Source organism: Mesoterricola sp. JemC181 (assembly GCF_055384585.1).
In genome coordinates, this window is sequence record NZ_AP045076.1 from 659,446 (window position 1) to 685,713 (window position 26,268).

28 protein-coding genes and 1 tRNA gene are annotated in these 26,268 nt (G+C 68.2%); 10 read left to right on the plus strand and 19 right to left on the minus strand.

All coding sequences use genetic code 11. The annotated features are described in order from the left end of the window. Positions 1–63 precede the first annotated feature (63 nt). Positions 64–2,172: a prolyl oligopeptidase family serine peptidase gene (locus ACZ5MC_RS02980; RefSeq protein WP_464517014.1), complete on the plus strand. Its 2,109-nt coding sequence runs from the start codon at positions 64–66 to the stop codon at positions 2,170–2,172. A gap of 190 nt (positions 2,173–2,362) precedes the next feature. On the opposite strand, the gene ACZ5MC_RS02985 is transcribed toward ACZ5MC_RS02980, so the two are convergent. The 8 genes from ACZ5MC_RS02985 to ACZ5MC_RS03020 form a co-directional block, all read right to left on the minus strand. Beyond that, on the minus strand, positions 2,363–2,866 hold the full coding sequence (locus ACZ5MC_RS02985; protein WP_306598798.1) for a GNAT family N-acetyltransferase: 504 nt from the start codon (positions 2,864–2,866) through the stop codon (positions 2,363–2,365). A gap of 76 nt (positions 2,867–2,942) precedes the next feature. Continuing rightward, entirely contained in the window at positions 2,943–3,782 is an 840-nt protein-coding gene (locus tag ACZ5MC_RS02990) for an FAD/NAD(P)-binding protein (RefSeq protein WP_306598799.1), read from the minus strand. Positions 3,783–3,795: 13 nt separating this feature from the next. Beyond that, entirely contained in the window at positions 3,796–4,797 is a 1,002-nt protein-coding gene (locus ACZ5MC_RS02995; RefSeq protein ID WP_306598800.1) for a 4Fe-4S dicluster domain-containing protein, read from the minus strand. Positions 4,798–4,803: 6 nt separating this feature from the next. Then, complete coding sequence (locus ACZ5MC_RS03000) at positions 4,804–5,595, minus strand: 4Fe-4S dicluster domain-containing protein (protein WP_306598801.1); 792 nt, start codon at positions 5,593–5,595, stop codon at positions 4,804–4,806. A gap of 2 nt (positions 5,596–5,597) precedes the next feature. Then, positions 5,598–6,035 (minus strand): hydrogenase iron-sulfur subunit, encoded by a 438-nt coding sequence (locus ACZ5MC_RS03005; protein WP_306598802.1) that lies wholly within the window; start codon positions 6,033–6,035, stop codon positions 5,598–5,600. Positions 6,036–6,045: 10 nt separating this feature from the next. Next, positions 6,046–8,037, minus strand: coding sequence for a CoB--CoM heterodisulfide reductase iron-sulfur subunit A family protein (locus tag ACZ5MC_RS03010; RefSeq protein ID WP_306598803.1), 1,992 nt, complete (start codon positions 8,035–8,037; stop codon positions 6,046–6,048). Between the two features lie 10 nt (positions 8,038–8,047). Further along, on the minus strand, positions 8,048–8,902 hold the full coding sequence (locus tag ACZ5MC_RS03015) for a CoB--CoM heterodisulfide reductase iron-sulfur subunit B family protein (protein ID WP_306598804.1): 855 nt from the start codon (positions 8,900–8,902) through the stop codon (positions 8,048–8,050). A 4-nt stretch (positions 8,903–8,906) separates the two neighbouring features. After that, positions 8,907–9,479 carry a 4Fe-4S dicluster domain-containing protein gene (locus ACZ5MC_RS03020; protein ID WP_306598805.1) on the minus strand — a complete coding sequence of 191 codons (573 nt, stop codon included), beginning with the start codon at positions 9,477–9,479 and terminating at the stop codon, positions 8,907–8,909. A 208-nt stretch (positions 9,480–9,687) separates the two neighbouring features. Between ACZ5MC_RS03020 and asd the strand changes: the two genes are divergently transcribed. From asd to ACZ5MC_RS03045, 5 genes are read left to right on the plus strand one after another with little or no spacing between them, the layout of a single operon-like run. Beyond that, positions 9,688–10,623, plus strand: a complete 936-nt coding sequence (gene asd / locus ACZ5MC_RS03025) for an archaetidylserine decarboxylase (protein ID WP_464517015.1) — start codon at positions 9,688–9,690, stop codon at positions 10,621–10,623. Then, a complete protein-coding gene (gene scpB, locus ACZ5MC_RS03030) occupies positions 10,620–11,282 on the plus strand; it encodes an SMC-Scp complex subunit ScpB (RefSeq protein ID WP_306598807.1) in 663 nt (220 codons plus the stop codon). The genes asd and scpB overlap by 4 nt, the downstream gene beginning before the upstream one ends. Further along, positions 11,275–12,123, plus strand: coding sequence for a tRNA1(Val) (adenine(37)-N6)-methyltransferase (locus ACZ5MC_RS03035; protein ID WP_306598808.1), 849 nt, complete (start codon positions 11,275–11,277; stop codon positions 12,121–12,123). Before scpB ends, ACZ5MC_RS03035 begins: the two co-directional genes overlap by 8 nt. A gap of 58 nt (positions 12,124–12,181) precedes the next feature. Continuing rightward, positions 12,182–12,952: a motility protein A gene (locus ACZ5MC_RS03040; protein WP_306598809.1), complete on the plus strand. Its 771-nt coding sequence runs from the start codon at positions 12,182–12,184 to the stop codon at positions 12,950–12,952. Beyond that, a complete protein-coding gene (locus tag ACZ5MC_RS03045; protein ID WP_306598810.1) occupies positions 12,945–13,610 on the plus strand; it encodes an OmpA/MotB family protein in 666 nt (221 codons plus the stop codon). Before ACZ5MC_RS03040 ends, ACZ5MC_RS03045 begins: the two co-directional genes overlap by 8 nt. Positions 13,611–13,677: 67 nt before the next feature. Here the strand turns inward: ACZ5MC_RS03045 and ACZ5MC_RS03050 are convergent, their stop codons facing one another. The 3 genes from ACZ5MC_RS03050 to ybeY all read right to left on the minus strand — a co-directional run bounded on the left by ACZ5MC_RS03050 (position 13,678) and on the right by ybeY (position 15,876). Beyond that, a complete protein-coding gene (locus ACZ5MC_RS03050) occupies positions 13,678–14,409 on the minus strand; it encodes a YebC/PmpR family DNA-binding transcriptional regulator (RefSeq protein WP_306598811.1) in 732 nt (243 codons plus the stop codon). A gap of 24 nt (positions 14,410–14,433) precedes the next feature. After that, complete coding sequence (locus ACZ5MC_RS03055; protein WP_306598812.1) at positions 14,434–15,153, minus strand: hypothetical protein; 720 nt, start codon at positions 15,151–15,153, stop codon at positions 14,434–14,436. Between the two features lie 78 nt (positions 15,154–15,231). Next, the gene (ybeY, locus tag ACZ5MC_RS03060) at positions 15,232–15,876 is read right to left on the minus strand and encodes an rRNA maturation RNase YbeY (protein WP_306598813.1); all 645 of its coding nucleotides are present in this window, start codon (positions 15,874–15,876) and stop codon (positions 15,232–15,234) included. Between the two features lie 350 nt (positions 15,877–16,226). On the opposite strand from ybeY, the gene ACZ5MC_RS03065 reads away from it, so the two are divergent. Continuing rightward, positions 16,227–16,781: a 16S rRNA (guanine(527)-N(7))-methyltransferase RsmG gene (locus ACZ5MC_RS03065; RefSeq protein ID WP_464517772.1), complete on the plus strand. Its 555-nt coding sequence runs from the start codon at positions 16,227–16,229 to the stop codon at positions 16,779–16,781. Here ACZ5MC_RS03065 and ACZ5MC_RS03070 read toward each other — a convergent pair. Then, positions 16,771–17,949: a LysM peptidoglycan-binding domain-containing protein gene (locus ACZ5MC_RS03070; protein WP_306598814.1), complete on the minus strand. Its 1,179-nt coding sequence runs from the start codon at positions 17,947–17,949 to the stop codon at positions 16,771–16,773. The two genes, ACZ5MC_RS03065 and ACZ5MC_RS03070, sit on opposite strands and share 11 nt — an antisense overlap. A 110-nt stretch (positions 17,950–18,059) precedes the next feature. Next, positions 18,060–18,782, minus strand: a complete 723-nt coding sequence (locus tag ACZ5MC_RS03075; RefSeq protein WP_464517016.1) for a Smr/MutS family protein — start codon at positions 18,780–18,782, stop codon at positions 18,060–18,062. Positions 18,783–18,944: 162 nt separating this feature from the next. Here ACZ5MC_RS03075 and ACZ5MC_RS03080 point away from each other — a divergent pair, with 162 nt between their 5' ends. Beyond that, entirely contained in the window at positions 18,945–19,565 is a 621-nt protein-coding gene (locus ACZ5MC_RS03080) for an outer membrane beta-barrel protein (protein WP_306598816.1), read from the plus strand. Between the two features lie 2 nt (positions 19,566–19,567). Here ACZ5MC_RS03080 and ACZ5MC_RS03085 read toward each other — a convergent pair whose 3' ends face one another. From ACZ5MC_RS03085 to ACZ5MC_RS03110, 6 genes are read right to left on the minus strand one after another with little or no spacing between them, the layout of a single operon-like run. After that, the gene (locus ACZ5MC_RS03085) at positions 19,568–20,440 is read right to left on the minus strand and encodes a hypothetical protein (protein ID WP_306598817.1); all 873 of its coding nucleotides are present in this window, start codon (positions 20,438–20,440) and stop codon (positions 19,568–19,570) included. Further along, positions 20,440–21,534, minus strand: a complete 1,095-nt coding sequence (locus tag ACZ5MC_RS03090) for a hypothetical protein (protein WP_464517017.1) — start codon at positions 21,532–21,534, stop codon at positions 20,440–20,442. Before ACZ5MC_RS03090 ends, ACZ5MC_RS03085 begins: the two co-directional genes overlap by 1 nt. A gap of 24 nt (positions 21,535–21,558) precedes the next feature. Continuing rightward, entirely contained in the window at positions 21,559–22,068 is a 510-nt protein-coding gene (locus ACZ5MC_RS03095) for a hypothetical protein (RefSeq protein ID WP_464517018.1), read from the minus strand. A 3-nt stretch (positions 22,069–22,071) separates the two neighbouring features. After that, a complete protein-coding gene (locus tag ACZ5MC_RS03100) occupies positions 22,072–22,632 on the minus strand; it encodes a hypothetical protein (protein ID WP_306598820.1) in 561 nt (186 codons plus the stop codon). Between the two features lie 3 nt (positions 22,633–22,635). Then, entirely contained in the window at positions 22,636–23,355 is a 720-nt protein-coding gene (pyrF, locus tag ACZ5MC_RS03105) for an orotidine-5'-phosphate decarboxylase (RefSeq protein ID WP_306598821.1), read from the minus strand. 48 nt (positions 23,356–23,403) lie between these two features. Continuing rightward, a complete protein-coding gene (locus ACZ5MC_RS03110; protein ID WP_464517019.1) occupies positions 23,404–25,350 on the minus strand; it encodes a M1 family metallopeptidase in 1,947 nt (648 codons plus the stop codon). A gap of 81 nt (positions 25,351–25,431) precedes the next feature. On the opposite strand from ACZ5MC_RS03110, the gene ACZ5MC_RS03115 reads away from it, so the two are divergent. Both ACZ5MC_RS03115 and ACZ5MC_RS03120 read left to right on the plus strand, forming a co-directional pair. Next, positions 25,432–25,508 (plus strand) — tRNA-Met (locus ACZ5MC_RS03115). A gap of 361 nt (positions 25,509–25,869) precedes the next feature. Continuing rightward, positions 25,870–26,190 carry a hypothetical protein gene (locus ACZ5MC_RS03120; protein ID WP_464517020.1) on the plus strand — a complete coding sequence of 107 codons (321 nt, stop codon included), beginning with the start codon at positions 25,870–25,872 and terminating at the stop codon, positions 26,188–26,190. Positions 26,191–26,268: the final 78 nt, after the last annotated feature.

Sequence of the window (26,268 nt, forward strand, 5' to 3'; positions counted from 1 at the left end):
TGATACTGCGAACGGCCTCCCGCTCCAGTGTCCAGGGGCGGACCCGTCTCCCCGGAGTCCACCATGCGGCCGATCGCCTTTGCCCTGCTCCTCCTTGCCGGTTCCGGATGGGGGGGCTCGGCGCCTCCGGCCGTCACGGAGACGCTTCACGGGGTGACGATCCGGGACGGCCACCGCTGGCTGGAGAACGGCCAGGACCCCGCGGTCGTGGCCTGGAGCGCGGAGCGGAACGCGCGGGCCCGGGCGGTCCTGGACGGGCTGCCGGGGGTGCAGATCCTGCGCAGGCGCATCACCGCCCTGATGATGAACCGCCCGCCCAGCCTGGGCGGCCTGGTGTGGCGGCCGGGGCGCATCTTCGCCCTGCGCCACGACCCCGCCCACCGCCAGCAGCCCGACCTGGTGGTGCTGGGCTCCATCGCTCCGGGCGCCCAGCCCCGGGTGCTCCTGGACCTGATGGCCCTCGACCCCACCGGCGGCACCGCCATCGACTGGTTCGTGCCGTCCCTGGACGGCGCCAAGGTGGCCGTGTCCCTGTCCCGGGGCGGCAGCGAGGAGGGGACGCTCCACGTGTACGACACCGCCACCGGCAAGGAGACCGGGGACGTCATCCCGCGGGTCCAGGTCGGGACCGGAGGCGGGAGCCTGGCCTGGGCCAGGGACGGCCTGGGGTTCTGGTACACCCGGTATCCGCGCAAGGGGGAAAGGCCGGCCGCGGACCTGGACTTCTTCCAGCAGGTCCACTTCCACCGCCTGGGCACCGCTGATTCCGCGGACGCCCACGAGGTGGGCAGGGCCTTCCCGCGCATCGCCGAGACCCGCCTGGCCTCCTCCGAGGACGGCAGGGCCCAGTTCGCCCTGGTGGAGAAGGGCGACGGCGGGGACTACGCCCTCTGGCTGCGCCACGCCGGGCGCTGGTCCCAGGTGGCCCGCGAGGAGGACGGCATCATCGACGCGCAGTTCGGCCGCGACGGCGCCCTCTGGCTCCTCAGCAAGAAGGACGCGCCCCGCCACAAGGTGCTGCGCATGCCCCTGGCGAACCCGGTCCTGGCCAAGGCCAGGGTCGTGATTCCGCAGCAGGAGGGCATCCTCACCGAACTGGCCCCCGGCAGGACCCGGGTCTACGTGGCGGAACTGCTGGGCGGCCCCTCCCGGGTGCGCCAGTTCGACCTCAAGGGCCGGGAGCTCCCCGGGACGATCCCCGCGCCCCCTGTCTCGACGAACGCCGGGCTCCAGTCCCTGGAAGGCGATGACGTCTTCTTCTTCTCGACGGGCTTCACCCGCCCCATGGAAGGACTCGTTTACCGGGCCGCGGCCGGCCGCCTCGAGCCCACCCTGGTGCGGACCACGCCCCTGGCCGACTTCGGCGACGCGGAGGTCATCCGGGAGGAGGCGACGTCCAAGGACGGCACGCGCATCCCCATGTTCATCCTCCAGCCCAAGGGCACCCGAAGGGACGGCAAGGCTCCCACCCTGGTCACCGGCTACGGGGGCTTCGGCGTCAGCACCCAGCCCTACTACAGCGACCTGGCCCATGTGCTCCTCGAACAGGGCGTCGTCCAGGTGCACACCGCCCTGCGGGGCGGCGGGGAGTTCGGGGAGGCCTGGCACGACGCCGGCCGCCTGACCCGGAAGCAGAACGTCTTCGACGACTTCATCGCCTGCGCGGAGCGGATGGTCCAGCTGGGCTACACGACCCCGTCGCGCCTGGCCATCGAAGGCGGCTCCAACGGCGGCCTGCTCATGGGCGCGGCCCTGACCCAGCGGCCCGACCTCTTCCGCGCCGTGGTCTCCCACGTGGGCATCTACGACATGATCCACGTGGAGGACTCGCCCAACGGGCAGTTCAACACGACGGAGTTCGGCACGGTGAAGGACCCTGAGCAGTTCAAGGCCATGTACGCCTACTCCCCCTACCACCGCGTGAAGGACGGCGTCGCCTACCCCTCCGTGCTCTTCCTCACCGGCGCCAACGACCCCCGGGTGGACCCCATGCAGTCGCGCAAGATGGCCGCCAGGCTGCAGGAGGCCAATCCAGGCGGGGAGGTGCTGTTGCGCACCAGCGCCGACACCGGCCACGGCATCGGGTCCCCCCTTTCCGCCCGGATCGCCATCGCGGTGGACGTGGACGCATGGCTCCTCAAGGCGCTGGGCGTGGACGTGAAGGAAAACTAGGACCATTTGGAAAGCCCGGGGCTTCCTGGACAAGGGATGAACGGGGCAGCTCAAGGCGAGAAGATCCCCATCCATCCCCTAAATCCGATTCATCCTGTTTCAGCAGGGCGAGTGCAGGAATGGGTCGGCGAATGCAGGTAGCCTGCGCGCCTTCTCCTTCCTGGCTGGCCGGTCCTTTCCTTGGGTTTCCCTACGGGGCCAGGAACGTCTTTTCCATTTCCAGGAACCGGATGAGGGTCCCCTCGAAGTCCAGGGTCCGGGTCCCTGCCGGGGCATAGCCCAGGCCGGCATAGAAGCGAAGCGCGCGCCCGTTCCCCTCATAGACCACGAGCCAGGACGACGCCACCCCCCGGCGGAGCATGGCCTCCTCCCCGGCGGCCATGAGCTGTTTGCCGGCGCCGCCCTGGATGAGGTCCGGATCGATGTAGAGCTTCTGGGTCTGCCAGCGATCCGGGCTTTCCGCCTTCAGCTTCAGGAAGCCTTCGATCCGGTCGCCCTCCGCGACGAAGTAGACGTTGGCGGGCTTGGCGAGGCTGGCGGCGATCTTCGCCACCGAGTAGGTCGCGTCCAGATAGCGGTCCAGGACCTCCTTGCGGGGGTAGAGGTGGCCGAAGGCCCACACGAAGCTGCGGCGGCCGATGGCGGCGATGGCTTCGGCGTCGGTGGCGAGGGCGGGGCGGATGGTGCGGGTCATGGGAGTCCGATCGGGCCGGTGGCGGCCCTCCCAAGGTAGGGGCGGGTGGCACCTGTCCACAACCCGGTTCTTGCGGCTAGTACTCGGCCGGCAGGCTGTTCAACTGCTCAAGCGTATACACCGGCCCGTCCTTGCAGACATAGCTGCTGCCCGTGTTGCACCGGCCGCACTTGCCCAGCCCGCACTTCATGCGGTTCTCCAGGGTCGTGAAGATGGCCTCCGGGGGGAAACCCAGCTTGGCCAGCACGGGCAGCGTGAGCTTGATCATGATGGGCGGGCCGCACACCAGGGCGATGGTGTTGTCGGGGCTGGGGTTGAGGGCCTCCACCACGGGGGGGACGAAGCCCACCTTGCCGGTCCAGCCGGGGACGTCGCCCCCGGGGTCCACGGTGACCACCAGGTTCACGTCGGGACGGGCCTCCCATTCCTTGAGCTCGTCCTTGTACACCAGGTCGGCGACGCTGCGGGCGCCGTAGACGATGGTGATGTCCTTGAACCAGTCCCGCAGGTCCAGGCAGTTCCAGATGACGCTGCGCAGCGGGGGCAGGGCGATGCCGCCGGCGATGAAGACCAGGTTCTTCCCCTTCCACTGCTCGATGGGAAAGCGGTTGCCGTAGGGGCCCCGGAAGCCCACCACGTCGCCCTCCTCCTTGTCGGCCAGGGCCGCGGTGACCCGGCCCGCCTCGCGGAAGGTGCATTCGATGTAGCCCTTGCGGGTGGGGGAGGAGGCGATGCAGAAGGTGGACTCGCCTTCGCCGAAGGCGCTGTAGAGGCCGAACTGGCCGGTCTCGAAGCTGAAGGCCGCGGCGGCGGCCGCATCCATGAACTCCAGCCGGAAGGTCTTCACGGCGGGGGCTTCCTCCGTGATCTTCGCGATGCGCATGAGGTGGGGGAGGTAGATGTTGGTGTCGGTCATGGTCGTGTCTCCCTCAGGCCTGGGCCGCTTCCGCCAGGTGTTCCTGGAGGTTCATGTCCACGGGGCATGCCCGGGTGCACTTGCCGCACCCGACGCAGCCGAGCATGTCGTAGCGCTCGGGGTAGTACGAGAACTTGTGGTAGACCCGCTGGCGCCAGCGCTGGGCCTGGGTCTCGCGGGGGTTGTGGCCGGAGGCGTGGAGGGTGAACATGTGGCCGCCGCAGGAGTCCCAGGTGCGCAGGCGGTGGCCGCCCTTGGCGTCGGACTCCTCGACGATGTCGAAGCACACGCAGGTGGGGCAGACGTAGGCGCAGGCGCCGCAGCCCACGCAGCGCAGGCTCTGCTCGACCCAGATGCCGTCCTCGAACCGGTCCTTGAGCCGCCTCGTGAGGCCGGGCTGGTCGAAGGCGACCGGCACGTCCACGACCTTCTTCTCGAGGCCGGGGTCGGCCTTGAAGGCCTCTGGGGCCAGGGCCGCCATGGCCTTGCCCTTCTCCGTCAGGACCTCGGCCAGGAAGCCGCCGTCCACGGGCGTCAGCAGGATGTCGCTGCCCGCGGTGGAGCCGGGTCCGCCGCCGACGCTGGTGCAGAAGCAGGCGTCGTCCTTCCTCGTGCAGGCCACGCCGATGACGGCCAGGGCCTCCATGCGGGCGTTGAAGAAGCGGTCGCGGGTGTCCCAGTTGAACACCGCGTCCAGGGCCCTGAAGCCGGAGGCCTCGCAGGGGCGGACGCCGAAGAGGACGGTGGGCAGGGCATGGGGCTCGGCGTCCACCAGGTCCACCGACTTGGAGCCGGTGGTGAAGCTCATGAGCCGCTCCACCTTGGGAAAGGCGGCCTCCTTGGCGGAGAGGATGGTCTGGAGGTAGTCCTTGGCCACGTCGGCGGGCTTGTCCACGGGATTGAGTTCGGTGCGCCCGTCCCGGTCCGTGGGGGCCAGGATCCGGCGGCCGTCCTTGGCCAGGGCCGCGAACAGCGTGTCGAGGGATGCTTGGGGGAGGAAGAAGTTGTCTGCCATGGCACCCTACCGGATGAAGGTCTCTTTGTCGTCGGGACGGAAGGTGGACAGGGCGTAGTCCAGCTTCGAGCTGGCCCCGGCCCTCTGGCCGAACTGGTGGTGCACGCTCTCTTCGCAGTTGAAGGTGAGGAGGTGGATGGGGATGCCCACGGGGCAGGCCCGGCCGCAGTCTCCGCACTCCACGCAGCGCCCCGCCAGGTGCATGGCGCGCACCATGTGGTACTCCAGGTTGCCCAGCGCGTGGCTGGCCACCGGCACCCACTGGGGGCGGTTGCAGTCCATGGTGCAGTGGCCGCAGTAGCACATGGGGCAGCTGTTGCGGCAGGCGTAGCACTTCACGCAGCGGCTCAGCTCGCCCTGCCAGAAGGCCCAGCGCTGGGCCCGGTCCATCTTCGAGAGGCGCTCCAGGATCTCGCGGTCCCTGGCGGGGAGCTCCTTGGCCGAGGTGGCCAGGTGCTCCTCGATGGCCTGGGCCGAGGCGAGCTCCACGGTGCCGTCCCCGGCCAGGGCGAGGACGTTCTCCTCCTTGACCTGGCGCTCGGCCATGAGCTGGAGGATGGCGCGCAGGGTGTCGGGCCGGGCGGTGATGGCCACGCGCCCGAGCTTCCTGATCTCGGGGCGGGTGAGGTAGGTGGCGAGGTTCTGCGCGCAGGCCTCGTCGAAGACGAGGCGATCGGCCTTTTCGGCCTTCTTGACGAAGGCCGGGCGCCGGGCGCCCATGGTGCCCTGCTCGTAGCCGATGACGGCCTTGACGTCGCCGCTTTCCAGGAGCTGCCGGGATTTTTCTCTCAGGTCCATGGTCACTCCACGCCGGTCAGGGCGAGTTCCTTGTATTCGGTGTAGGGGCCCAGCTCCCGGACGGTGGTGGTGACTTCGTTCACCAGTTCCGCCCAGCGGGCCCCCTCGGCGGCCGACACCCAGGAGAAGGTCACCCTGCGCGTATCGATGCCCATGAAGTCCATGAGGTTGCGGTAGATCATCCAGCGCCTCCGGGCGTGGTAGTTGCCGGAGGTGTAGTGGCAGTCGTTGGGGTGGCAGCCGGAGACGATCACGCCGTCCGAGCCCCGGGAGAAGGCCTTGGCCAGCAGCATGAAGTCGATGCGGCCCGTGCAGGGCAGGCGCAGCACCCGGACGTTGGACTGGTACTTGATGCGGCTGGTGCCGGTGAGGTCGGCGCCGGCGTACGTGCACCAGTTGCAGACGAAGGCGGTGATCTTGGGTTCGAAGGGTTCGGTCATTTTCATCCCCTCAGAGGGTCATGAGTTCGGCGAATATCTGTTCGTTGCTGAAGCCCTGGATGTCGATGGCCTTGGTGCGGCAGGTCGACACGCAGGTGCCGCAGCCCTGGCAGAGGCCGGCGTTCACCTTGGCGAGGGTCTTGATCAGCGTGCCGTCCCGGCCGCGGATCTCCTCGGCCTCGATTGCCTGGTAGGGGCAGGCGCTCTGGCACAGGAAGCAGCCCACGCAGTAGGAGAACGTGGGCGCCGGAAGGCGGTTCACCACGGCCACCACGGGTTCGCGGGTGAGCTCGTCCCGGCTGAAGAGGCAGGCCACCTTGGCGGCGGCGCCCGAGGCCTGGGCCACGGTCTCGGGGATGTCCCGCGGGGCCTGGCAGGCCCCGGCCAGGTAGATGCCGGCGGTGTTGGTCTCCACGGGCTTGAGCTTGGGGTGGCTCTCCGCGAAGAAGTGGTAGGGGTCGTAGCTCACGTGGAGCTTCTGGGCCAGCTCCTCGGAGCCGTCCTGGGCCTGCACGGCGGTGGCCAGCACCACCATGTCGGCCTTGATCTCCACCGGCTCGCCGCCCAGGAGGGTGTCGGCGCCCTTGACGATGAGCTGGCCGTCCTCCTCGTAGATGCGCGAGACCCGGCCGCGGATGTACTTCACGTCGTCCTCTTCGATGGCCCGGCGCACGAACTCGTCGTAGTCCTTGCCGCCGCTGCGGATGTCCATGTAGAAGACGTAGGCCTTCCCGTGGTGCATCTTGTGCTTGTAGAGCATGGCGTGCTTGGCGGTATACATGCAGCAGATCTTCGAGCAGTAGGGCACGCCCTTGGCCCGGTCCCGGCTGCCCGAGCAGGCCACGAAGACGATGGTCTCGGGCGCCTTGCCGTCGCTGGGGCGCTTCATGGCGCCCAGGGTGGGGCCCGAGGCGGAGGCGAGGCGCTCGAACTGCAGGCCGTCGATGACGTCCGCGTACTTCCCGTAGCCGTACTCCGGGAACTTGTCGGTGCGCATGACCTTGAAGCCCGTGGCCAGCACGATGGCGCCCACGTCCAGGGTGACCAGCTCGTCCTGCTGGTCGAAGCGGATGGCGCCGGTGGGGCACATCTTCTCGCACACCTTGCACTTGCCGGACTTGTAGAAGGTGCAGTTGTCCTTGTCGATGACGGGCTTGTTGGGCACGGCCTGGGGGAAGGGGACGTAGATGGCGCTGCGCTTGCCCAGGCCCTCGTTGAACTCGTCGGGGATCTTCTTCTGGGGGCACTTGGTGATGCACATGCCGCAGCCGGTGCAGAGCTTCTCGTCCAGCTGGCGGGCCTTCTTGCGGATGGTGGCCTTGAAGTTGCCGATGAAGCCCTCCAGCTTCTCCAGCTCCGCGTAGGTCATGAGGGTGATGTTGGGGTGGCGCGCGGCCTCCACCATCCTCGGCGTGAGGATGCACTGGGAGCAGTCCAGGGTGGGGAAGGTCTCCGAGAGCTGGCTCATGTGGCCGCCGATGGAGGGGGACTTCTCCACCAGCACGACCTTGTGGCCGGCGTTGGCGATGTCGAGCGCCGCCTGGATCCCGGCGATGCCGCCGCCCAGCACAAGGGCGCGCTTGGTGACCGGCACGCGGATGGGCAGGAGGGGCGTGTTGTGCTTGACCTTCTCCACCATGACCCGGATGAGGTCGGCGGCCTTGTCGGTGGTGGCATCAACCTTCTCGTGCACCCAGGAGCAGTGCTCGCGGAGGTTGGCCATCTCGCAGAGGTAGGGGTTCAGCCCGGCCTCCTCCACGGCGTTGCGGAAGGTGGGCTCGTGCATGCGCGGGGAGCAGGCCGCCACCACCACGCCGGTGAGGTTGTGCTCCTTGATGGCCTCCTTGATCATGGTCTGGCCGGGGTCCGAGCACATGTACTTGTAGTCCACGCTGTGGACGACGCCCGGGACGTTCCTCGTGCACTCCGCCACCTTGGCGCAGTCGACGGTGGCGCCGATGTTCTCTCCGCAGTGGCAGGTGAATACGCCGATACGTGACATCGCAGGCTCCTCAGACGGCCGCTGGGGTCATGACGGCGGGCACCATGTGCCGCTGCAGCCCCAGCTGGTTGGCGTCGATGCCCATCGCCAGGCCGAGGGCCTGGGTGATGAACAGGACGGGGATCGTGTGGTCGGCGCCCAGGTGGGCGTTGATTTCGGGCCGGCGCATGTCCAGGTTGGACTGGCACATGGGGCAGGCCACGACGATCGCCTCGGCGCCGTGCTTGACGGCGTTGTCGACGATCTTCCCGCTCATCTTCGCCACCAGGTCGGTGCGGGTGACGGAGAAGGCCGCCCCGCAGCACTCGGTCTTGAAGTTCCACTCCTGGGGCGCCGCGCCCGCGGCGGCCATGAGGCGGTCCATGGACCGGGGGTCCTCGGCGCGGTCGAACTTCAGCACCTTGGGGGGCCGGACCAGGAGGCACCCGTAGTAGCACGCCACCTTGTGGGCGAAGGGCTTCGTGATCTTCCCGGGGATGACGTCGCTGAACCGGTCCAGCACCTCGAGGATGTTCACGATGCGCACCTTGCCGGTGACGGGCTGCTCGATGATGGCCTCGATCTCCCGGGCCAGGGCGGGGTCCTTCTCGAGGGTGTCCCGGGCCGTGGACAGGCGGTTGTAGCAGGCCGCGCAGGGGGCCAGGATCTCGGTGAGGCCCGCGGCCTCGGCCTGGGCCAGGATGCGCGCGGGCAGGGCCAGGGCGAGCCTGTGGTCCAGCACGTGGGCGCTCGACGCCCCGCAGCAGTTCCAGTCGGGGACGTGCACCAGCTCGAGGCCCAGGGCGGGGGCCAGGGCCCTGACGGATTCGTCGAACTCCCTTGAGGAGCCGAGGAGGGAGCACCCGGGGTAGTAGCCGATCTTCATGGGGTCACCTCTTCTTTCCCAGCGTGAGCTGGAAGATCCGTTTCATGCCGCTGCGGCCCTTGATGAAGTGGGGCAGGAGGGGGAGCTTGCCGCGCACGTACATCTTCGGGGCCAGCCCCACGTCCTTCATGAGGTGGCGGCTGCGCAGCTTGTAGTCGGCCACCAGGCCGATTTCATAGAGGCGGCCGGTGACGCGGATGGAGTCCAGGAAGGCGCGGTGGAAGGCCAGGATGTCCCTGCTCCTGGGATGGGCCAGGTCCAGGGCGAGGGAGGCCTCGCGGACGTAGTCCATGACCTTGGCCACCTCCACCTCCTGGGGGCAGCGGGTGGAGCAGGTCTCGCAGGCCAGGCACAGCCAGATGGCCTCGCTCTCCAGGACCCGGCGATCCAGTTCGGGCCGTTCCAGCTGGAGGAGGCGCAGGGTCTGGCAGGAGGTGTTGTCCATGTCCTCGGCCACCGGGCAGCCCGCGGCGCACTTGCCGCACTGGTAGCAGTGGTTGAGGTTGATGCCCAACTCATGGCGCAGGCGGGAGGCGAGGGAATCCCCTGGGGCGGGTGCATGGTGAGCACTGGACATGGGCGTCTCCTTCGTCGTGAGAAGATGACTTCGTTTTCCCCAAGTACCTGCTTGGATCCGTCCTGGGGAATGAGGGATCAAGGGGTGGGGGGACCCTTGATTATCGCTGATATTCGGGCACGGGAGTCCGGAATGTGACCCCTATCAATAAAAAAAGATCGAATATAACATGACTAATCAGGTAGGTTAATTTGTCACTATGTGGAAAATGAAGCTCCGCCCCAGGTCCCGCCGGACCGCCGTCCTGATCCTGGGCTGCGCCCTGGGCGTGATAACTTGGTTGGCAATGACTTCCTGGCCCCTTTCCCTTTCCCTCCTGCGCGTCTACCCCAAGAAGCTCGGCTCCGCCGCGGCGGGGTGGGCCGCCGGCCGCACCCTCCCGGGAGGCCTCCGGGAGGCCGTCCTGGGCCGCTTCGTGCGGGCCTACGGCCTGGACATGGCCGAAGCCGAGCGTCCCCTGGCCGACTACCCCAGCCTCCAGGCCCTCTTCACGAGGCGCCTGAAGCCCGGCCTGAGGCCCCAGGCCCCGGAGGCCCCGGGCTGCGTCAACAGCCCCGTGGACGGCCTCCTCATCGCCTCCGGCCGCATCCAGGCCGGCCGGGCCATCCAGGCCAAGGGCCTCCCCTACGGCATCGGCGAGCTCCTCAAGCACGACCCCGGCGCGGCCCGCTTCGAGGGGGGCCACTACCTGACCCTCTACCTGTCCCCCAGGGACTACCACCGCATCCACGTTCCCATCCGCGGGCTGGTGACCGCCGTGGGCCGGGTGGAGGGGGAGCTCTGGCCCGTGAACGACGCCAGCACCACCCATGTCCCCCGCCTCTACGAGCGCAACCGCCGGGCCACCTGGGTGGCCCTGGGCGCGGGCCCCGACGAGGGGCTGGAGGTGGCCGCGGTGGCGGTGGGCGCCACCCACGTGGGGGGCGTGATCATCGACGGGCGGTGGCTCAGCGGCCGGACCCTCCCCCGGGACGGGTCGCTGCCCGTGGACCTCCTGCCCTGCGCCCCCGGGGACGACCTGGGCACGTTCCAGTTCGGGAGCACCGTGGTGCTGCTCATCGGCGGGCCCGGCGCGGCCCGGTGGGAGCCTGCCCTGACGGCGGGACCGGTGCGGGTGGGCCAGCGCCTGGGGCTGTTCCGGTGACGGACGGCAACGAGATCTTCCAGGATTCCGAGCCCCTGTGGGAGGCCGGCGGGGACCTGCCCGGCGCCCTGGAGGCGGTGCTGGTGGCCAGCGGCGAGGTGCTGGACATGGCGCGGCTGAAGGAGCTGACGGGACTGGGCGAAGGCACCATCCGGCTGGGCCTGGAGAAGCTCGCGGAGCGGCTGGTGCCGCCCCGGGGCCTGCGGCTGCTGGAGGTGGGGGGAGGTTGGCGCCTGGCGGCGGCGCCGGAGTACCAGGCGATGATCAGCCGCCTGGTGACCATCACCCGCAGCGGCAAGCTCACCCCCGCCCAGATCGAGACCCTGGCCATCATCGCCTACCGCCAGCCGGTGACCATCCCCGAGATCAACGAGCTGCGCGGCGTCACCAGCTGCTCCACCCAGGTCAAGAGCCTGGCCGAGCGCGAGCTCATCACCCCCGCCGGCCGCAAGGCGGTGGTGGGCCGGCCCATGATGTGGGCCACCACCATGAAGTTCCTGGTCCACTTCGGCCTGCGGAGCCTCAACGACCTGCCCCGGCTGGGGGACTTCGGCGAGGCGAACCTGGAGGCCCTGGCCCTGGCGCGCCTGGAGCCGCCCCTGCCCGAGGGCGGGCTGTTCGACGGCGTCGAGGAAGAACCCGGGGAGACCGATGACTGACGACGTCTACAAGGGCTGGACCCGGCCCGGCCCCAGGCCCCCCGGGGGCGTCGAGCCCGAGGAGGGCGAGACCCTGGACTTCATCACCGGCCACTACCGGCTCTTCCAGTACCGGCGCGGCCACCGCTTCTCCACGGACGACATCCTCACCGCCTGGTACGGCACCACCTGGTGCCCGAGGCCGGCCCGGGTGGCGGATCTGGGCTCGGGCATCGGCAGCGTGGCCACCTCCGTGGCCTGGCGCTGCCCCGGCGCCCGGATCCACACCGTGGAGGCCCAGGCCATCTCCGCGCGCCTGGCCCGCAAGAGCGTGGCCTACAACGGCCTCCAGGACCGCTACACCATCCACGAAGGGGACCTGCGGGACCCGGACCTGTTCGCGGGGGAGGAACCCTTCGACCTGGTGCTGGGTTCGCCGCCCTACTGGCCCGTGGGCTCCAAGGCCGAGGCCGCGCATCCCCAGGCCATTCCGGCCCGGCTGGAGGTGCGGGGGGACATCGGGGACTACGCCAAGGCCGCCGCGCGCATCCTGGCGCCGGGGGGGCTCTTCGCGTGCGTGTTCCCCTCCGACCAGATCGACCGCGCCGAGAAGGCCTACCGGGAAGCGGAGCTCCTCCTCATGCGCCGGCAGGACGTGGTGTTCAAGGAGGGGGAGCCGTACGGCATCGCGCTGTTCGCCGGGTGCCGGAAAGGTGACCTGCCGGAGGGGTTCGGGGAGGCCGCGGGGTTCCCGGTGGTGGCGCCCCCCGTGACCATCCGCAGGTGCGACGGCAGCGTGGATCCGTCCATCGCCATGGTCCGCCTGGCCATGGGCTTCCCCCCCGGCCTCGCCCTGGGGTGAAACGGCACGGGAATTCCTTGGTAACCTCTAGCTGTCATCAATCCCTCCGAGGCGCCCCATGGATCGTGGAACCCTGATCGGCCTGCTCCTGGGCCTTGGCCTGCTGGTGCTGGCCATCTCCCTGGGGCCCAATCCCCGGTACTTCATCCACCCGGAGAGCATGATCGTGGTGGTCGGGGGGGTCATCGCCTCCACCCTCATCCGGTTCCCCCTGGGAGCCGTGCGCGGCGCCTTCGGCGTGGCCACCCAGGCCTTCTTCACCCACCCCGCCGCCCACCAGGAGATCGTCAACGAGCTGGTGGGCCTGTCCCAGCGGGCCCGTCGGGAGGGCGTCCTGGGCCTGGAGCGGCACATGCCCGCGGACCCCTTCATGCAGGCCGGCATCCGCATGGTGGTGGACCGGGTGGACCGGGACCACATCAGCGACGTGCTGAGCCAGGAGATCTTCGCCACCCAGGAGCGCCACGGCCTGGGCCAGGAGATCTTCCGCTTCATCGCCACCGCCGCCCCCAGCTTCGGCATGGTGGGCACCCTCATCGGCATGGTGCACCTCTTCGCGAGCCTGAAGGACCCCAGCGGCATCGGCCTGGGAATGGCGCTTTCCCTCCTGTCCACCCTCTACGGCGCGGTCATCGCCTACCTCTTCGCCCTGCCCATCTCGGGCAAGCTGGAGCTCCGCAGCCGGGAGGAGGCCCAGCGCAAGCGCCTCATCCTCGAGGGCGTCCTGGGCATCGCCGACGAGATGAACCCCGGCCAGCTGGAGGAGCAGCTCAACGCCTCCCTGGCGCCCCGGTTCAAGACCCGCAGGGCCGGAGCCCCCCGTGGCTAAGATCCTGAGCCGGTCCCAGCGCCGGAAGGACGACTACGAGGGCCTGTGGTTCATCACCTTCGCGGACCTCATGGTGCAGCTCATGGCCTTCTTCGCCGTGATCTATTCCTTCACCTCCCAGGACCAGCGCAAGGTGCAGGAGGTGCTCCTGGCCCTCCAGCACGAGCTGGGCGCCAAGGGGGAGGGCGTCCTCCCCGGCCACACCGGCATCGCCCCCGAGCGCGCCGCGGACCTGGAGAAGCTCCTCAACGACCTCAAGCCCGTCGAGGGCCAGGACCACGGCGTGAAGATGCAGGTGGTGCGCTTCCGGGGAGGCCTCCTCTTCAGCGAGGGCGGATCGGCCTTCGACCCCAGCTTCGAGCCCATGATGAAGCGCATCTCCGAGATCGCCCTCCAGTACCCCGGCTACACCCTTGTGTGCGAGGGCCACACCGCCCAGGACGAGCAGGGCCGGGCCAAGGGCCAGGACGCCCTGGACCTCAGCTCCCAGCGGGCCCAGGCCGCGGTGCGCCACCTGGTCGCCCTGGGCATGGACCCCGCCCTCCTGGCTGCCGAAGCGCACGGCGACTCCCAGCTGGAAGGCAACCCCGACACCCCCGAGGGCAGGGCCCTGCAAAGGCGGGTGAAATTCCGCTTCCAGCGCGTATCCGAACGCTGAAACGTCCCACGGCCGTTCCGCGAAAGCGGAACGGCCGTGGGAACCCTGGCGCGGGAGCGGGTAGGCGCTACTCCTCGGGTTCGTCGTAGTCGGCGTTGGTCCAGACGTTCTGGACGTCGTCGTTGTCCTCGAGCAGGTCGATGAGCTTCAGGAAGGATTTCAGCTTGTCGTTGTTCATGTCCACCCGCACCGCCGAGGTGCGGATGATCTTGGCTTCCAGCACGGGGAGCTTGGCGGCGTCCACGGCGTCCTTCACGGCCTGGTAGGCGGCGGGGTCGGTGCTGATGATCCAGGCCCCCTCCTCGCCCTGCACGTCGTCGGCGCCGGCCTCCAGGGCCACCTCCATGACGGTGTCCTCGGCCACTTCGCCGTCCACGACGATCTGGCCCTGCTTGGTGAACATGTAGGACACGGAGTTGGCCGCGCCCAGCTCGTTGCCGAACTTGGAGAAGTAGCTGCGGATCTCGGGGGTGGTGCGGTTCTTGTTGTCGGTGAGGGCCTCCACGATGATGGCCGCGCCGCCGGGGCCGTAACCCTCGTAGAGCACTTCCTCGTAGGTCACGCCCTCAAGCTCGCCGGTGCCCTTCTTGATGGCGCGCTCCCAGTTGTCCTTGGGCATGTTGCTGCCCTTGGCGGTATCCACCGCCAGGCGCAGCCGGGGGTTGGCGGCCACATCCCCGCCTCCCAGGCGGGCCGCGACCGTGATCTCCTTGAGGATCCGGGTGAAGACCTTGCCCCGCTTGGCGTCAGCGGCGCCCTTCTTGTGCTTGATCGTGGACCATTTGCTGTGGCCTGACATGGAATACTCCGAAAAAGGGAAAGGTCAGCCTCTCATCGAGCGCTTGGAGATCCGGGCGAAGGGGGGTGGTTCCTGCCGGATGATGGGCCGCTCGAGCATGAATTGGTACCACTGTTCGCCGTAGAGTTTCATTTTCATGGGTTTGTTGTTCTGAAGGCAGGTGCGCTGGGCCGCGAGACGCTCGTCTCCTTGGCAGATCGCCAGGCCCTTGTTGACCACCTCGATGGCCTTGTCCCGGTCCTTCATCTCGTTCAGGACGTAGGCATAGACCGCGTAGAGGAGGCTCTCCTTCTTGCCGGCCTTGAGGGCCAGGGTGAAGGTCTCCCTGGCCAGCTTCTTCTCGCCGCGCTTCCACTGGAGGATCCCCAGCATGGCCTTGGCGATGTAGTGCTGGTAGCTGGCGGTGCGCAGGAGGGGCTCGGCCTCGTCGTTCTTCTTGCGGACGTACTGCACGACCCCGATCTGGCCGTCGATGGAGCCCTTGACCATGAACTGCCAGCGGGAGAGGGCGTAGCCCTCCTTCATCACCTCGATGGCGGGGTCGAACTGCTGTTTCTTCATGAGTTCGCCGGCGCGGTTGAAGATCGCCTCCAGTTGGTTCTGCACCTGGCGCGAACGCCAGATGAAGAGCGCGATCCCGCACGCCAGTCCCAGGGGGACCCCGATCCACAGCGTCACTCTGAGCGGGAGGAGGATCAGGACCACGCCGATGGCGGCGCCAAGGCCCATTAGAAGATTCAGCACAGGGGCTCCAGTCCAAGGCCGCAAAACGGCCGAACGTCTATCTTACAAGGGATCCGCGCCCTCTTCCAGGCTCGGTTTTCAGCCCAGCACGCCGGACCGGAGGGGAGGACGCTTGCGGCGCACGACCCGCTTGGGGGCCGCGGCCGCCTCGACCGCCTTGCGGGGGCGGCCCGGGGCCCGCTTGGGCTTCTCGGCGGCCTTGCGGGGGGCCTTCTCCGCCTTCTTGGCGGGCTTGACCTTCTTGGCGGCCTCCTTGCGGACCAGGGCGTGGGCCGCTCGGCCGGTCACCACCACCCGGCTGCCGTCCTTGAGGCGCTTGACCTTGCTGCCGGGTTTGCGGCCGCGCTTGACGGCCATGGGCAGGGGCTCGGCCTCCAGGAACTCCCGCTCCAGTTCGGCCTGCAGGGCCAGCATCTCGCCGCCGTCCTGCTCGTGGTCGTGGCCGCAGAGGTGCAGGAAGCCGTGGATGATCAGGGTCTCGACCTCCCGCCGCCGGCTGACGCCCAGCTTCTTGGCCATCTTCTCGGCCATGGGCAGGCTGACGACCAGATCTCCTAGGTGCTGGAAGGCGCCTTTTTCCGGGTTTGCCGGGAAGCTGAGGACATCTGTCGTCTGATTGATGTCGCGGTGTTCCCTGTTCAGCTTCCGCATCGCGCGGTCGTCGAGGTACGAGATGGATATGCCTTCGGCTTTCGGTGCCAGGCGGTCGCGGAGCTTGAGCAATAGATCCCCGAGGGAGCGGTCACCGGGGCCCCTGAGCTTGCTGCGGCTGGACCAATCAATCTTAAAAGGTTTTTGTGCGGCGCTCATATGGTCCTCGCTCAAAGAGAGTCTTCAAGATCTGTCCAGTATTTGTGCCCTTAATACCATTGTCAATACCGTCACTGAAATTGACAATTTCCCCTGAATATCTTGGGAACCTAAACCTCTAATTGCGCACGCAATGAGCCAAGGGCTATCCAGGGATTTTCCAGGCGATCCATGCTGTAAGTAATGTGAATACGGCAAAATCCTGGTCATGTGTCGAGGCAGAAGTGTATTTTGTAGGAATGGAACCGCTACTCCCCGATTGGATGAAGGAACCCGTCACACAGTACCTGGATCTTCTGGATCGATGGAGCCGTACCCACGCGCTGACATCCCTGGAGATGGAAGAACGGTTTGAAGAATTGATCCTGGATTCGGCCGTCCTCCTGCCCTTCCTGGACACCCTGGGGCCGGGGAGCAAGGTCGCGGATTTCGGCACGGGGATGGGCATCCCCGCGATCGTCCTGGCCTTGGGGCGGCCCGACCTGACGGTCTTCGCCCTGGACAAGTCCAGGAAGAAGATCGCCTTCGTGAAGCAGGCGGCCCTGGAGCTGGGCCTGACGAACCTGCGGCCCCTGGCGGGCCGGGCGGAGGATCTCCCGCCCCTGGGCGCCCACCTGGGCGTGGCCAAGGCCGTGGGCACCCTGGACCTCCTCCTGGGCTGGTGGGAGCGCCACGGCGTCCCGGGGGCCCCCTTCCTGGCCCTCAAGGGCGCCCCCGAGGAGGCCCCGGCCGGGTACGCCCTGGCGGCGCACGGCTACCGCCTGCCGACGCGGGGCCGGCGGGCGGTGCTGGAGCTGCGCAGGGCCGTCAGCGGGTGACGATGTCGCCCACGAAGACCTCTTCCTTGCTGCGGAGGATGCGGCAGGTGGCCGTGCCCTCCTCGGTGCGCACCACCATCAGCTGGCCCAGGAAGTAGTTGGTGGAGGGCTGGGCCGCGTCCTTGACGGGGTCGCCCGTGATGGTCGAGCTGTCGAGGGGCCGGCGCCGGGCGGTGATGAGGATGTCGCCCACCTTGAAGCCCTGGTTGGCGCCCTGGTCGATGATGACCATGTCCCCGGCCGCGGCGACCGGGCGGTCCTCGCGCAGGAAGATGATCTTGGCCAGGGGTTCCTTGAGGGGCACGGGACTGGCCACGTCCTTGCGCAGGTTGGCCACGATGTTGGCCGGCTCGGAGAAGGGCACCGCGTAGGCGCCTTCATAGATGCCGTCGAGGGCGTGCTCGATGATGGCCACGGAGGAATCCGGGTAGAGCGTGGTCACGCGGATGACCCCCTGCTGCTGGAGCACGTCGCCCATCTTCGTGCGGTGGGTGATGTCGTCGGGGTGGTAGAAGCCCTTCGCGAGCACCTTGGTCACCACGAGCCTGTCCCCGGCCTTGATGCCCTGGTTGGAGCCGCCGTTGAAGTAGATCGTGTCGCCGTCCGAGAGGATGCCGCGGGTGCGGTCCTGGTGGCCGTGGATGAGGAAGCCGCCGGCGTTCTTGAAGTAGGCGTCGGCGCCCTTGGCGGAGATGAAGGGCAGCTGGATGAAGTCCTGGAAGGAGTACGCGTACTCGTCCAGCGTCGGCTTGGGCCGGCTGCGCAGGTCGGGCTTGAGGGTGGAGACCTCGTAGGGGGCGGCGTCGCTTTCCTTGCCCGGGGCCACGGCGGAGCGGGAGGCGTCGACGATGAGGGGGTCGCCGGGGTAGATCCAGTGCGGGTCCTTGACCCACTTGTTGAGCTCCCAGATCTGCGGCCAGGAGAAGGGGTTGCCCAGATACTTGTTGCCCAGGTCCCACAGGGTGTCGCCCTTCTCGACGATGTGCACCTTGAAGCCTTCGGGAGGGGTGATCTCCTTGGGATAGTCCCAGCGGGAGGAGTGGGCGGCGACCTTGATGGGTTCCGCGGTGGTCTTGCCGGGCTGCTTGGCAGCGGGCTCCTGGGCCGACAGCCCCATGGCCAGGCAAGAGATGACCGCAAACGCATGGAGCCTTGTCCGCTTATGCATCAGGTTCTCCCGGGAAGGTTGGTTGGGATTATAGGACATGGTATGGGTTGGTGCCTTTAATATTATGCACTGCCTTCAGGCCCCTGGGAAAATGGCGAATGAAAAAACCGTCAATTGGCCTCGGGGGCGGCTCCGGGGCCGCGGAAATAGATGATCCAGGCCTGGCTCCCGCCCATGGGGATGGGCGCCTGGGCATAGCGGGCGATGCGCCCCGAGCGTCCGACCAGTTCCAGGAACATGCTCCGGAGGTCCTCGGCGGGGCCCAGGACGACGTGGAGGGTGCGCCAGCCCAGGGCATGGCCGTCGAGGATCCGCTCCTTGAGGCGCTCCTCGGCGTCGTTGCGTCCGTGGCCCTTGAGATCCAGGGTGCCGTCCACGTCGATGGCCATGCCAGCGGCCAGGTTGATCTGCACGGGCTGGGCGGGCGGGGGCTCGGGGAGCGGGGTCTCCAGGGGCTCGGGCACCTTCAGGGCCGGCGGAGGCGCGGGCAGTTTCACCGGCGGCGGCTCGGGTTTCGGCTCGGGCCTGGGCGCCGGTTTGGGCGCGAGCTGGTTGGCCGGAAGGGCGACCATGCCCTTCAGCTCGCCCATGGCGGAGGCGAAATCCAGGCCCGGCTCGGCCGGGGCCGGCGGGGCCGCGGGGGCCGGGGCGGCGGGGGCGGTGATGGAGGGGGCGGCCTTGGGCCGCTTGCCCATGGCGCTCAGGAAGACGGCATCCTCCTCCTCCATGGGCTTGAATTCCGTCGGCTTGGGCTTGGGAGGCGGCGCCTTTGGGGGCGCCGGGTCCTCCGCCAGGGATTTCTTCAGCTTTTCGAGATCCTTCTTCCAGACCATGACCGACTCCATTTTTTCTAGGTTAGCTCCCTCCGTCGCAGAGTTGCCACACCTGAAGCAAAATGCCCCACGGATTCGGGGGAGGAGGACCGGATAACCTGAATGCTGGTGGGAAATTCAACCTGGCATGGAATTGGATGCTCTAAGCACCTGGAGGCTCACATGAAATTCTGGATCCCTGCAGCAACGACCCTCGCCCTGGCCATGGGCGGCCCCCTCGCCGCCCAGGAACCCCATTTCGGGATCGGCGTGACGGTGGGCGTTCCCACCGGCGCCTTCAACAGCACGACCTACGGCTCGGGCATCCGGGAGTCATACGACTCGGCCCTGGGCCTGCAGTTCACCGCCAGCTTCCCCGTGGACCGCTCCCTGGCGTGGCGACTGAACCTCTCGGGCCAGACCTTCTCGGGCCACGTGGACGAGCCGGGCCAGTTCCGCGTCAACACCCAGGACGCCATGTTCAGCATCGGCGGTGACGCGCAGATCTTCGTGGGCGGAGGCAATGCCCAGCGGCACCTCGGCACCTACCTCATCGGCGGCCTCGCGCTGGACCTGGAGCGCTTCACCGCCAGCCTCGACGATCCCAGCTTCTACGCCGACACCGTCACCAACAAGAGCCGCCTGGGCCTGAACGTGGGCATCGGGCACAGCATGCGCTACGTGGGCCGGTGGCGGTGGAACTTCGAGGCCACCTACCACAAGACCCTGACCAGCCACGACACCGGCGCGGGCGACCCGCCGGCGGCCGACTTCATCCGACTGGGCGCGGGGGTCGTCTTCTAGCTTTATGCCTTGGCCTTGGGCCTGCGCTTCTTGCGGGGCGCGGCCTTGGCCTTGGGGGTGGGGGGACCCTCGTCCTTGCCCATGAGGCCGTTCACGAGCCGCTTGCAGTCGTTGCTCTCAGGATCCAGGCGCAGGAGCCTGCGGGCATAGGCCAGGCGTTCGGGCAGCGGCTTGGCGTCGTCACCCTTCACCTGCTCCAGCTTGTCGGCGACGTAGGCCTCGGCCGAGCCCTTGCGGGTGAGGTCCGCCTTCTCCTTGGCCAGGAAGCCCTGCCATTCGGCGAGGGAGGCGGCGTACACCTCCTGCTCCTTGCGCAGCTGCTCGGTCAGGGTGTCGATCTCCTTGAGGGAGCGCTCGCTCGAGGCGATGGCGTTGCGGTACTCGTCCAGCTGGGCCCGGATCTGGGTGCGGGTCTTGATCTGGTCGGAGGTGAGCCCGCCCAGGGTGTCCATGTCCGCGAGGCGCTGGTCGAGCTTGGCCACTTCGGCGCGCCAGGTCTTGAGGTTCTCCTCATGCTGCTTGCGGATGCGGCCGAAGGTCCCCTCCGCGGCCGCCACGTTGTCCGCGGCGGCGCGGGAGGCCTTCTGCAGGTGGCCCACGGCGTCCTCCCAGGCCCCTTCCAGGACGCAGGACCGGGCCGCGAGGCTCATGACGGCCACCATGGCGTGCATGGCGTTGTAGTCCGAGGGGTTCACGGCGGGGCCGTCCTGGGCGAGGACGGCTTCCGTGGCCTTGCGCACGGGGGCCGAAACCCCCTTGGCCAGGTTCTCCTCCCAGGCCGCGCGGTTGTCCTTGAACTTCTCCGGCAGGTTCTGGCCGAGCAGCGGGAGGGACAGGGCCAGCAGGGAAGGGAGGAGGGCCTGGGCCTTCGCCATCACTTGGCCTTCTTGCCCTTGCCGGCGGCCTTCTTCTCCGCGGGGAAGGGATCCTGGTCCGCGCGGACGCGGTCGATGATCTCGTTCACCTTGCTCTCGGTGGCCGTGCCCATCACGTTGTGGCGGAGGCGGAAGAGGAAGTTCAGCTTGTCCTGCTTGGACGCCCGCGACTCGTAGTTGGCCTTCGTCTTCATGACGTTCTCGAAGTAGGTCAGGCGCTTCTCGTCGTACTTGGGACCGCTGGTCTCCTTGACGACCTTGCCCTTGACCTTGACGTCGGCGACGCCCTTGGCGATCTCCTCGGACTCGTCCTTGAGGCTCTTCTGGAAGGACGCGATCTTGGGGGCGCAGGCGTCGTACTCGGCCTTGGTGGCGTCGATGTTCTCCTGGATGGCCTTGATGGCCTTGGGGCCGTTGGCGATGTTGGCCTGCCACTGCTTGTAGGCCGCGAGATCCTGCTGCTCCTGGGGCGTGACGGACTTGGCCTCCAGCTCCTGGAACCGGGGGAGGTTGGCCTTCAGGTACTTGGCGGCCTCGTTCTTCTCGGCGGGGGTCTTGGGGTTGTTGTAGACCTTGTCCTTGGCCAGGAAGGCCTGGTACTCCGCCTCCTCGGCGGCGTTCCGGCCGGCCTTGGCGTTGATGGCGGCGATGCGGGCGGCGCCGTCGGCCACGCCCTTCTGGGCCTGCTCGATGGCCTGGGTCCAGCTGGCCTGGAGCGGGGTCAGGGCCTCCTTGGTGCTTTCGTAGTTGACCTTGGCGCAGGCCTGGGCCTTGAGGAGGTAGTCCAGGGTCTTCTCCCACTCCCCGGCCATGGCCGCGGCCTTGACGTTCAGGAGGTAGAGGCGGGTGAGGCCGCTGAAGGAGAGGGAGGCCTGCATCGCCGCGCCGGGGCCGCTCTTGTCGAAGGCGGGCAGGGTCGCGGGCAGGAGGGGTTCGGCCTTCTGGAGCGCCTCGACGGGATGGAAGTCCTTGAGGAGGTCCTCCACGGCGGGCGTCTGGGCCTTGAGGACCGCAGCATAGTCGATGGCGGCGGGGGTCTGCGCCACGAGGGCGGCGGGGACCAGGGCCATGGTCAGGAACGGATTGATTCGCATGAGGGCTCCAATCAAGGGAAGCAATCAGGGTACCCGATTTGGCGGTCCGGCATCGACCTTGAGGTTATCCCATGAAACATCTATAGAAGCGGTGAGCCGGTACCGGGGCCTCAGCAGGCCCACCCGGATGTCCTCGGCGACGGGCAGGGCATAGTACCTGGGGGCTCCGGAGGGCGGGACCACCTTCAGCATCACCAGGTCCCAGGTGCCCCTGGGAATGTAGTCGCGGATCCACCGGCGGCGGGCGATGGGGACGCGCAGCAGGGGCAGGGTGGCCGTTCCGGAGGCCGGAAGGGCAAGGTCCGCGAAGGCCCCCTGGCCCGACCAGGCCGCTCCCGGCCACGCCTTCCGGGGGCCGGCCCAGGCCTGCAGCCGGGACCCCCCGGGGGCGCCCGGGACGGTCAGCACCACCTGCAGGGAGGCCAGGTCGGTGCGCGAGGGGTTCTCCCACAGCGCCAGGGCCCCGGCGCTCAGGACCAGGAGGGCCGACCAGAGGGCGTAGTACCATCGGCGGCGGTGGTGGATCGGGTCCATGGACTAGTCCTTGAAGGTCAGGTTGGGGCTCTTTTCCAGGATGACCAGGACCAGCCGCTCCAGCTCGTCGACCATGAGCAGCTTCAGGGTGGTCCGGGCATTGGCCGCCGCCAGGTCGGAGGGGGGCTCCAGGGGCGGCAGGCCCCCCTTGAGGAGGAAGAAGATCCGCCCCTTCTCCATGCGGGCGACGTACTTCCAGGGCAGGTGCCCTGCCCCCAGACGGCGCGCCAGTTGCCGCGGGAGCCCCTGGTGCTCCACCGTGACCCCCATTTCGTCCACCAGGACGTGGGTGCCCTCGATGAGCACGAGTCCCAGGGTGGAGAAGAGCAGCAGGAGCCCCCCCAGGAGGCAGAGCAGCACCGAGATGATCAGCACCAGCCAGATGCGCGTGGTGGGCTCGCCCAGGGCCAGGGCCTGGTGGAGGATGGTGGTCAGCCCCTGCACCGCGTCCACCAGCATGTTCATGGCCCGCAGCCCCACGAGCCAGGACCCCGCGCAAAGGAGCACGGCCAGGGCGCGCTGGGCGACGCTGGGACGGAAGACCAGGGGGGAGGTGGTGGACATGGACTAGGCGCCGGCCATGTCGAGCAGGATCCCCTGGGCCGCGGCGGCCGGGTCCGGGGCCTGGGTGATGGGCCGGCCCACCACCAGCCACGTGGCGCCCGCGCGAAGGGCCTGGGCGGGCGTGACCACGCGGGCCTGGTCCTGGGTGGCGACCCCCCCGGGGCGGATGCCCGGGGTCAGGCGGTGGAAATCGGCGCCGCAGGCGTCGCGCACCTGGGCGGCCTCGTGGGCCGAGCACACCACGCCGTCGCAGCCGCACTCCTTGGCCAGCCGGGCCAGGTGCAGGGCGAGGTCGCCGGGCTCGGCGGTGGAGCCCAGGCGGGCCAGGGCCTCCCGGTCCAGGCTCGTCAGCACGGTCACGCCCAGGAGCCTCGTACGCCCTCCGCGCTGGCGGTGGGCCTTCACGGCCTGGGCCGCCGCCTCGATCATGGCCGGGCCGCCCTGGGTGTGGATGGTCACCAGGGACGGATCCAGGGGCAGCAGGGCCTCCATGGCCCGGTGGACGGTGTTGGGGATGTCGTGGAGCTTCAGGTCCAGGAACACCGGGCCGGCCTTCTGCACCTCCCGCACGAAGCCCGGGCCCTCGGCGCAGAACAGCTCGAGCCCCACCTTGAACATGCCGGCCCTGCCCGAGAGGGCCCGGGCCAGGGCCAGCGCCTCCGCGCCCGTGGGGACGTCCAGGGCCACGACGAGCCGGTCGATGATGGATTGGGCCACGTTCATGCACTCACCCCCGCTAGGAGCATTCTGTCAGATCCCGCGGCGCCCGCATCAACCGATCCCCGCCCCCTGCAGCAGCCCGGTGATGGCGCCCACCACCATCTGGGCCCAGTAGTGGAAGCCCCGGCGCAGCGGTTTGGCCGAATAGCTGGCATGGAGCCGGTCCTTGAGCATGGGGTAGTTCCCGTCCGGGTCCAGGACGGCGGCGGTCACGGGGCTTTCGAACTCGAAGGTCGCCCAGCGGTCCTGGCCGTCCCAGGTGAGGCGCCGCTCGGAACGGTCCTCCAGCCGCACCCAGAGGGTGACGGGGACGCGGATCCCGCCCCGGCGCTCCAGCGTGATCACGCCGCGCCTTCCGGGCGCAGCGGGCTGGGGCGCGGCGAACACCGCCCCCTTGGGGGAATCCATCCAGCCGCCCTCCAGGACCTCGCGCACCTCGACCTTGGCGATGGCGATGTCCAGCACCTCCGTGCCGTCCAGCCAGTCCCTCCAGAAGGAGGTGAGATCCCGCCCCGTGACGCGTTCGGCCACGCGCCGGAAATCCCGGCCCGTGGGGTGGCGGAAGGCGAACTCCCGCGCGTAGGTCTGCATCACCTGCTCCATCTGGGGCCGGCCGATCATGGCCTCGAGCTGGGCAAGCACCATGGCGGGCTTGGCATAGGAGGCCACCGCGTAGGACATGAAGCTCCGGGTCAGGAAGCTCGGCCGGGAGACGGGGTCCATGGACGGCTCCAGCCAGTATTCGAGATGCTCGACGGCGTCGGTGCCCACCTGGAATCTGCGGCTGCTGTGGATGCTCTGGTAGCCGCGCTCCATGGCCCGCTGGGTGAACCAGGTGGTGAACCCCTCGTCCAGCCAGGCCTCCTCCACCTCGTTGGAGGCCACCATGCCGTAGAACCACTGGTGGCCGATCTCGTGGACGGTGGTCATCTCCGGGTCGAACCGGACCGAGAGGGGGTCGAAGCGCTTCGAGGAGGCCGTCACCAGGGTGGGGTATTCCATGCCGTTGGCGCCCCTGGCCTCCTTCGGCACGTCCACCACCGTGAGCACGGGGTAGGGGTAGGGGAAGAACCACTCGGCGCCGTGGCGCAGGGCGACCCGCGCGGCGAACATCTGCCGTTCGAGGTTGGTCTTGTTCTCGGGCTGGTAGTAGCAGAAGACCTGGACGCCCCGGTACTCGAAGCTCTTGAAGCTCCAGCTGCGCGAGGGCATCACCGCCCAGGCGAAGTCGTGCACGTCCTCCGCGTGGAGCTTCCAGATGACGTTGAGCTTGCGCTTGGGGTCCGGGGTGACGTCGTCCTGGGTCCTGAAGTTCGTCTGGGCGCCCACGTGCGCCAGCAGGAGCGCGTTGGGCAGGGACAGCTCCACGTCGTAGGTGCCGAAGTCGGCGTAGAACTCGGTACGGGCGTGATAGGCCGAGCAGGTCCACCGGTCGCCCTCGTAGACGCCGGCCTTGGGGAACCACTGGGCCCCCATGAGGAAGTTCCCCGTGCCGTCCCCGCTCCACCCCGTGCGCGCCAGGGCCCTGGGGAACCGGCTCTCCCAGGCCACCTCCAGGCGGATCGTCTCCCCCGGCGCCACGGGGCGGCCCAGGCGCACCCAGTAGACGGTCTCGTCCTCCCCGAAGTGCCCGTCCAGGGCCCTGCCGTCCATGGCCACCGACCGCAGCCGGCAGTATCCGTAGTTCCTGGGGTCCCGGGCGTCGAACCCCCGGAATTCCGGATCGCCCAGGGCCTCCTTGGCGAAGATCGTCTGCGGCCCCTTGAAGGCGTTGAGGTACAGGTGCAGCGGGAACTCCGCCGTGGGCGCCGTGCCGGTGTTGCGCCAGGATATGGTCTCCCGCCCCTCCAGCGCCTTCCCAGGCCAGTCCAGCGCAGCCTCGATGCGATAATTTGCGATTCTGGACGACTTGGGCTTATCGAACCAGTGCCCCGGATCGAAGGCCCCCAGGCTCCAGCACCCCAACGCCACCACCGCCATTTTCACCAGTCGCTGCATGTGTTCCCTCGGATCGGCCTTGAGATTAGCGCAATCCGTCTTTGCATTGGTGCCCCGCCGGTGATATGCTAACTATTCCGGCGCGGGGTGGAGCAGTCCGGTAGCTCGTTGGGCTCATAACCCAAAGGTCGCAGGTTCAAATCCTGCCCCCGCTACCAATCGGAAAGGCTGACTACAAGTCAGCCTTTTTGTTTGCTTGCGAGAGCGCAAAAGGCTCTACGGGCCCACAGGACGAGGGGGGTTAAGAAGGACTTGAACATCGCCCCCCCCAACCCATTTGCCTGAAGAACCCGGCGTCTCAATGCCAGGTTCTCGGCGATTCTTCAGTGAATTCAGGCAGAAATTGAGCCATCGGTTTTGCACTCGGGAAATCTCGCGCCAAACGCTCTCACCCGCTTGGAGTTCGCCTCTCGACCGGATGGCTAACATTGTGGGCTCCGGCCTTTGTTTCCGCTTCCGGGGACCGCATTCGTCAAGCACTGTCCATTCCAAGGGCGCACCCTCGAGCCTGGAGTGACCATGTGCCTGGGACCAGAGTTCTTCGACCACCGAGAGGAAGCCATCAGATTCCGGGAAGCAGCCGGGGAGATCGAAGTTGAACATTTCATGCGATCGAAGCGTCTGAGGTTTGCCCTCCTTGAAGAACTGGGCTATCTGGATGACGACCGGGAAACCATATGCACAGCCGATCTCTTCGTCTACCGGGTTCCCGAAGAGGCAAAGGCGTTCTTCAGCCAGGACGGCGACCTGCAACTCATCTTCGTCCGGGCCGGTCTGGCGCACGAACTCGCCTCAAGATTGCGGGCGAAGGTTTGGGCCGCTGATCCGGAGATTCCATGACGCGCGAACGAGGCACTGGAACCCGGAACGCGCCCTTTCCTGGCGCCGGGTCACTTTGAACGTTTGCCGGGGTCCCTT

What these genes read in the sequence shown, in the direction of transcription:
- ACZ5MC_RS03000 (WP_306598801.1), bottom strand. Translation starts at nt 5,595, where the DNA reads ATGGACCTGAGAGAAAAATCCCGGCAGCTCCTGGAAAGCGGCGACGTC.
- ACZ5MC_RS02995 (WP_306598800.1), bottom strand. Translation starts at nt 4,797, where the DNA reads ATGGCAGACAACTTCTTCCTCCCCCAAGCATCCCTCGACACGCTGTTC.
- asd (WP_464517015.1), top strand. Translation starts at nt 9,688, where the DNA reads ATGAAGCTCCGCCCCAGGTCCCGCCGGACCGCCGTCCTGATCCTGGGC.
- ACZ5MC_RS02980 (WP_464517014.1), top strand. Translation starts at nt 64, where the DNA reads ATGCGGCCGATCGCCTTTGCCCTGCTCCTCCTTGCCGGTTCCGGATGG.
- ACZ5MC_RS03015 (WP_306598804.1), bottom strand. Translation starts at nt 8,902, where the DNA reads ATGAAGATCGGCTACTACCCCGGGTGCTCCCTCCTCGGCTCCTCAAGG.
- ACZ5MC_RS03095 (WP_464517018.1), bottom strand. Translation starts at nt 22,068, where the DNA reads ATGGACCCGATCCACCACCGCCGCCGATGGTACTACGCCCTCTGGTCG.
- ACZ5MC_RS03040 (WP_306598809.1), top strand. Translation starts at nt 12,182, where the DNA reads ATGGATCGTGGAACCCTGATCGGCCTGCTCCTGGGCCTTGGCCTGCTG.
- ACZ5MC_RS03035 (WP_306598808.1), top strand. Translation starts at nt 11,275, where the DNA reads ATGACTGACGACGTCTACAAGGGCTGGACCCGGCCCGGCCCCAGGCCC.
- ACZ5MC_RS03075 (WP_464517016.1), bottom strand. Translation starts at nt 18,782, where the DNA reads ATGGTCTGGAAGAAGGATCTCGAAAAGCTGAAGAAATCCCTGGCGGAG.
- ACZ5MC_RS02990 (WP_306598799.1), bottom strand. Translation starts at nt 3,782, where the DNA reads ATGACCGACACCAACATCTACCTCCCCCACCTCATGCGCATCGCGAAG.
- ACZ5MC_RS03050 (WP_306598811.1), bottom strand. Translation starts at nt 14,409, where the DNA reads ATGTCAGGCCACAGCAAATGGTCCACGATCAAGCACAAGAAGGGCGCC.
- ACZ5MC_RS03020 (WP_306598805.1), bottom strand. Translation starts at nt 9,479, where the DNA reads ATGTCCAGTGCTCACCATGCACCCGCCCCAGGGGATTCCCTCGCCTCC.
- ACZ5MC_RS03070 (WP_306598814.1), bottom strand. Translation starts at nt 17,949, where the DNA reads ATGCATAAGCGGACAAGGCTCCATGCGTTTGCGGTCATCTCTTGCCTG.
- ACZ5MC_RS03005 (WP_306598802.1), bottom strand. Translation starts at nt 6,035, where the DNA reads ATGACCGAACCCTTCGAACCCAAGATCACCGCCTTCGTCTGCAACTGG.
- ACZ5MC_RS03065 (WP_464517772.1), top strand. Translation starts at nt 16,227, where the DNA reads ATGAAGGAACCCGTCACACAGTACCTGGATCTTCTGGATCGATGGAGC.
- ACZ5MC_RS03010 (WP_306598803.1), bottom strand. Translation starts at nt 8,037, where the DNA reads ATGTCACGTATCGGCGTATTCACCTGCCACTGCGGAGAGAACATCGGC.
- ACZ5MC_RS03085 (WP_306598817.1), bottom strand. Translation starts at nt 20,440, where the DNA reads ATGGCGAAGGCCCAGGCCCTCCTCCCTTCCCTGCTGGCCCTGTCCCTC.
- ACZ5MC_RS03110 (WP_464517019.1), bottom strand. Translation starts at nt 25,350, where the DNA reads ATGCAGCGACTGGTGAAAATGGCGGTGGTGGCGTTGGGGTGCTGGAGC.
- pyrF (WP_306598821.1), bottom strand. Translation starts at nt 23,355, where the DNA reads ATGAACGTGGCCCAATCCATCATCGACCGGCTCGTCGTGGCCCTGGAC.
- ACZ5MC_RS03120 (WP_464517020.1), top strand. Translation starts at nt 25,870, where the DNA reads ATGTGCCTGGGACCAGAGTTCTTCGACCACCGAGAGGAAGCCATCAGA.
- ACZ5MC_RS03100 (WP_306598820.1), bottom strand. Translation starts at nt 22,632, where the DNA reads ATGTCCACCACCTCCCCCCTGGTCTTCCGTCCCAGCGTCGCCCAGCGC.
- ACZ5MC_RS03080 (WP_306598816.1), top strand. Translation starts at nt 18,945, where the DNA reads ATGAAATTCTGGATCCCTGCAGCAACGACCCTCGCCCTGGCCATGGGC.
- ACZ5MC_RS03090 (WP_464517017.1), bottom strand. Translation starts at nt 21,534, where the DNA reads ATGCGAATCAATCCGTTCCTGACCATGGCCCTGGTCCCCGCCGCCCTC.
- ACZ5MC_RS02985 (WP_306598798.1), bottom strand. Translation starts at nt 2,866, where the DNA reads ATGACCCGCACCATCCGCCCCGCCCTCGCCACCGACGCCGAAGCCATC.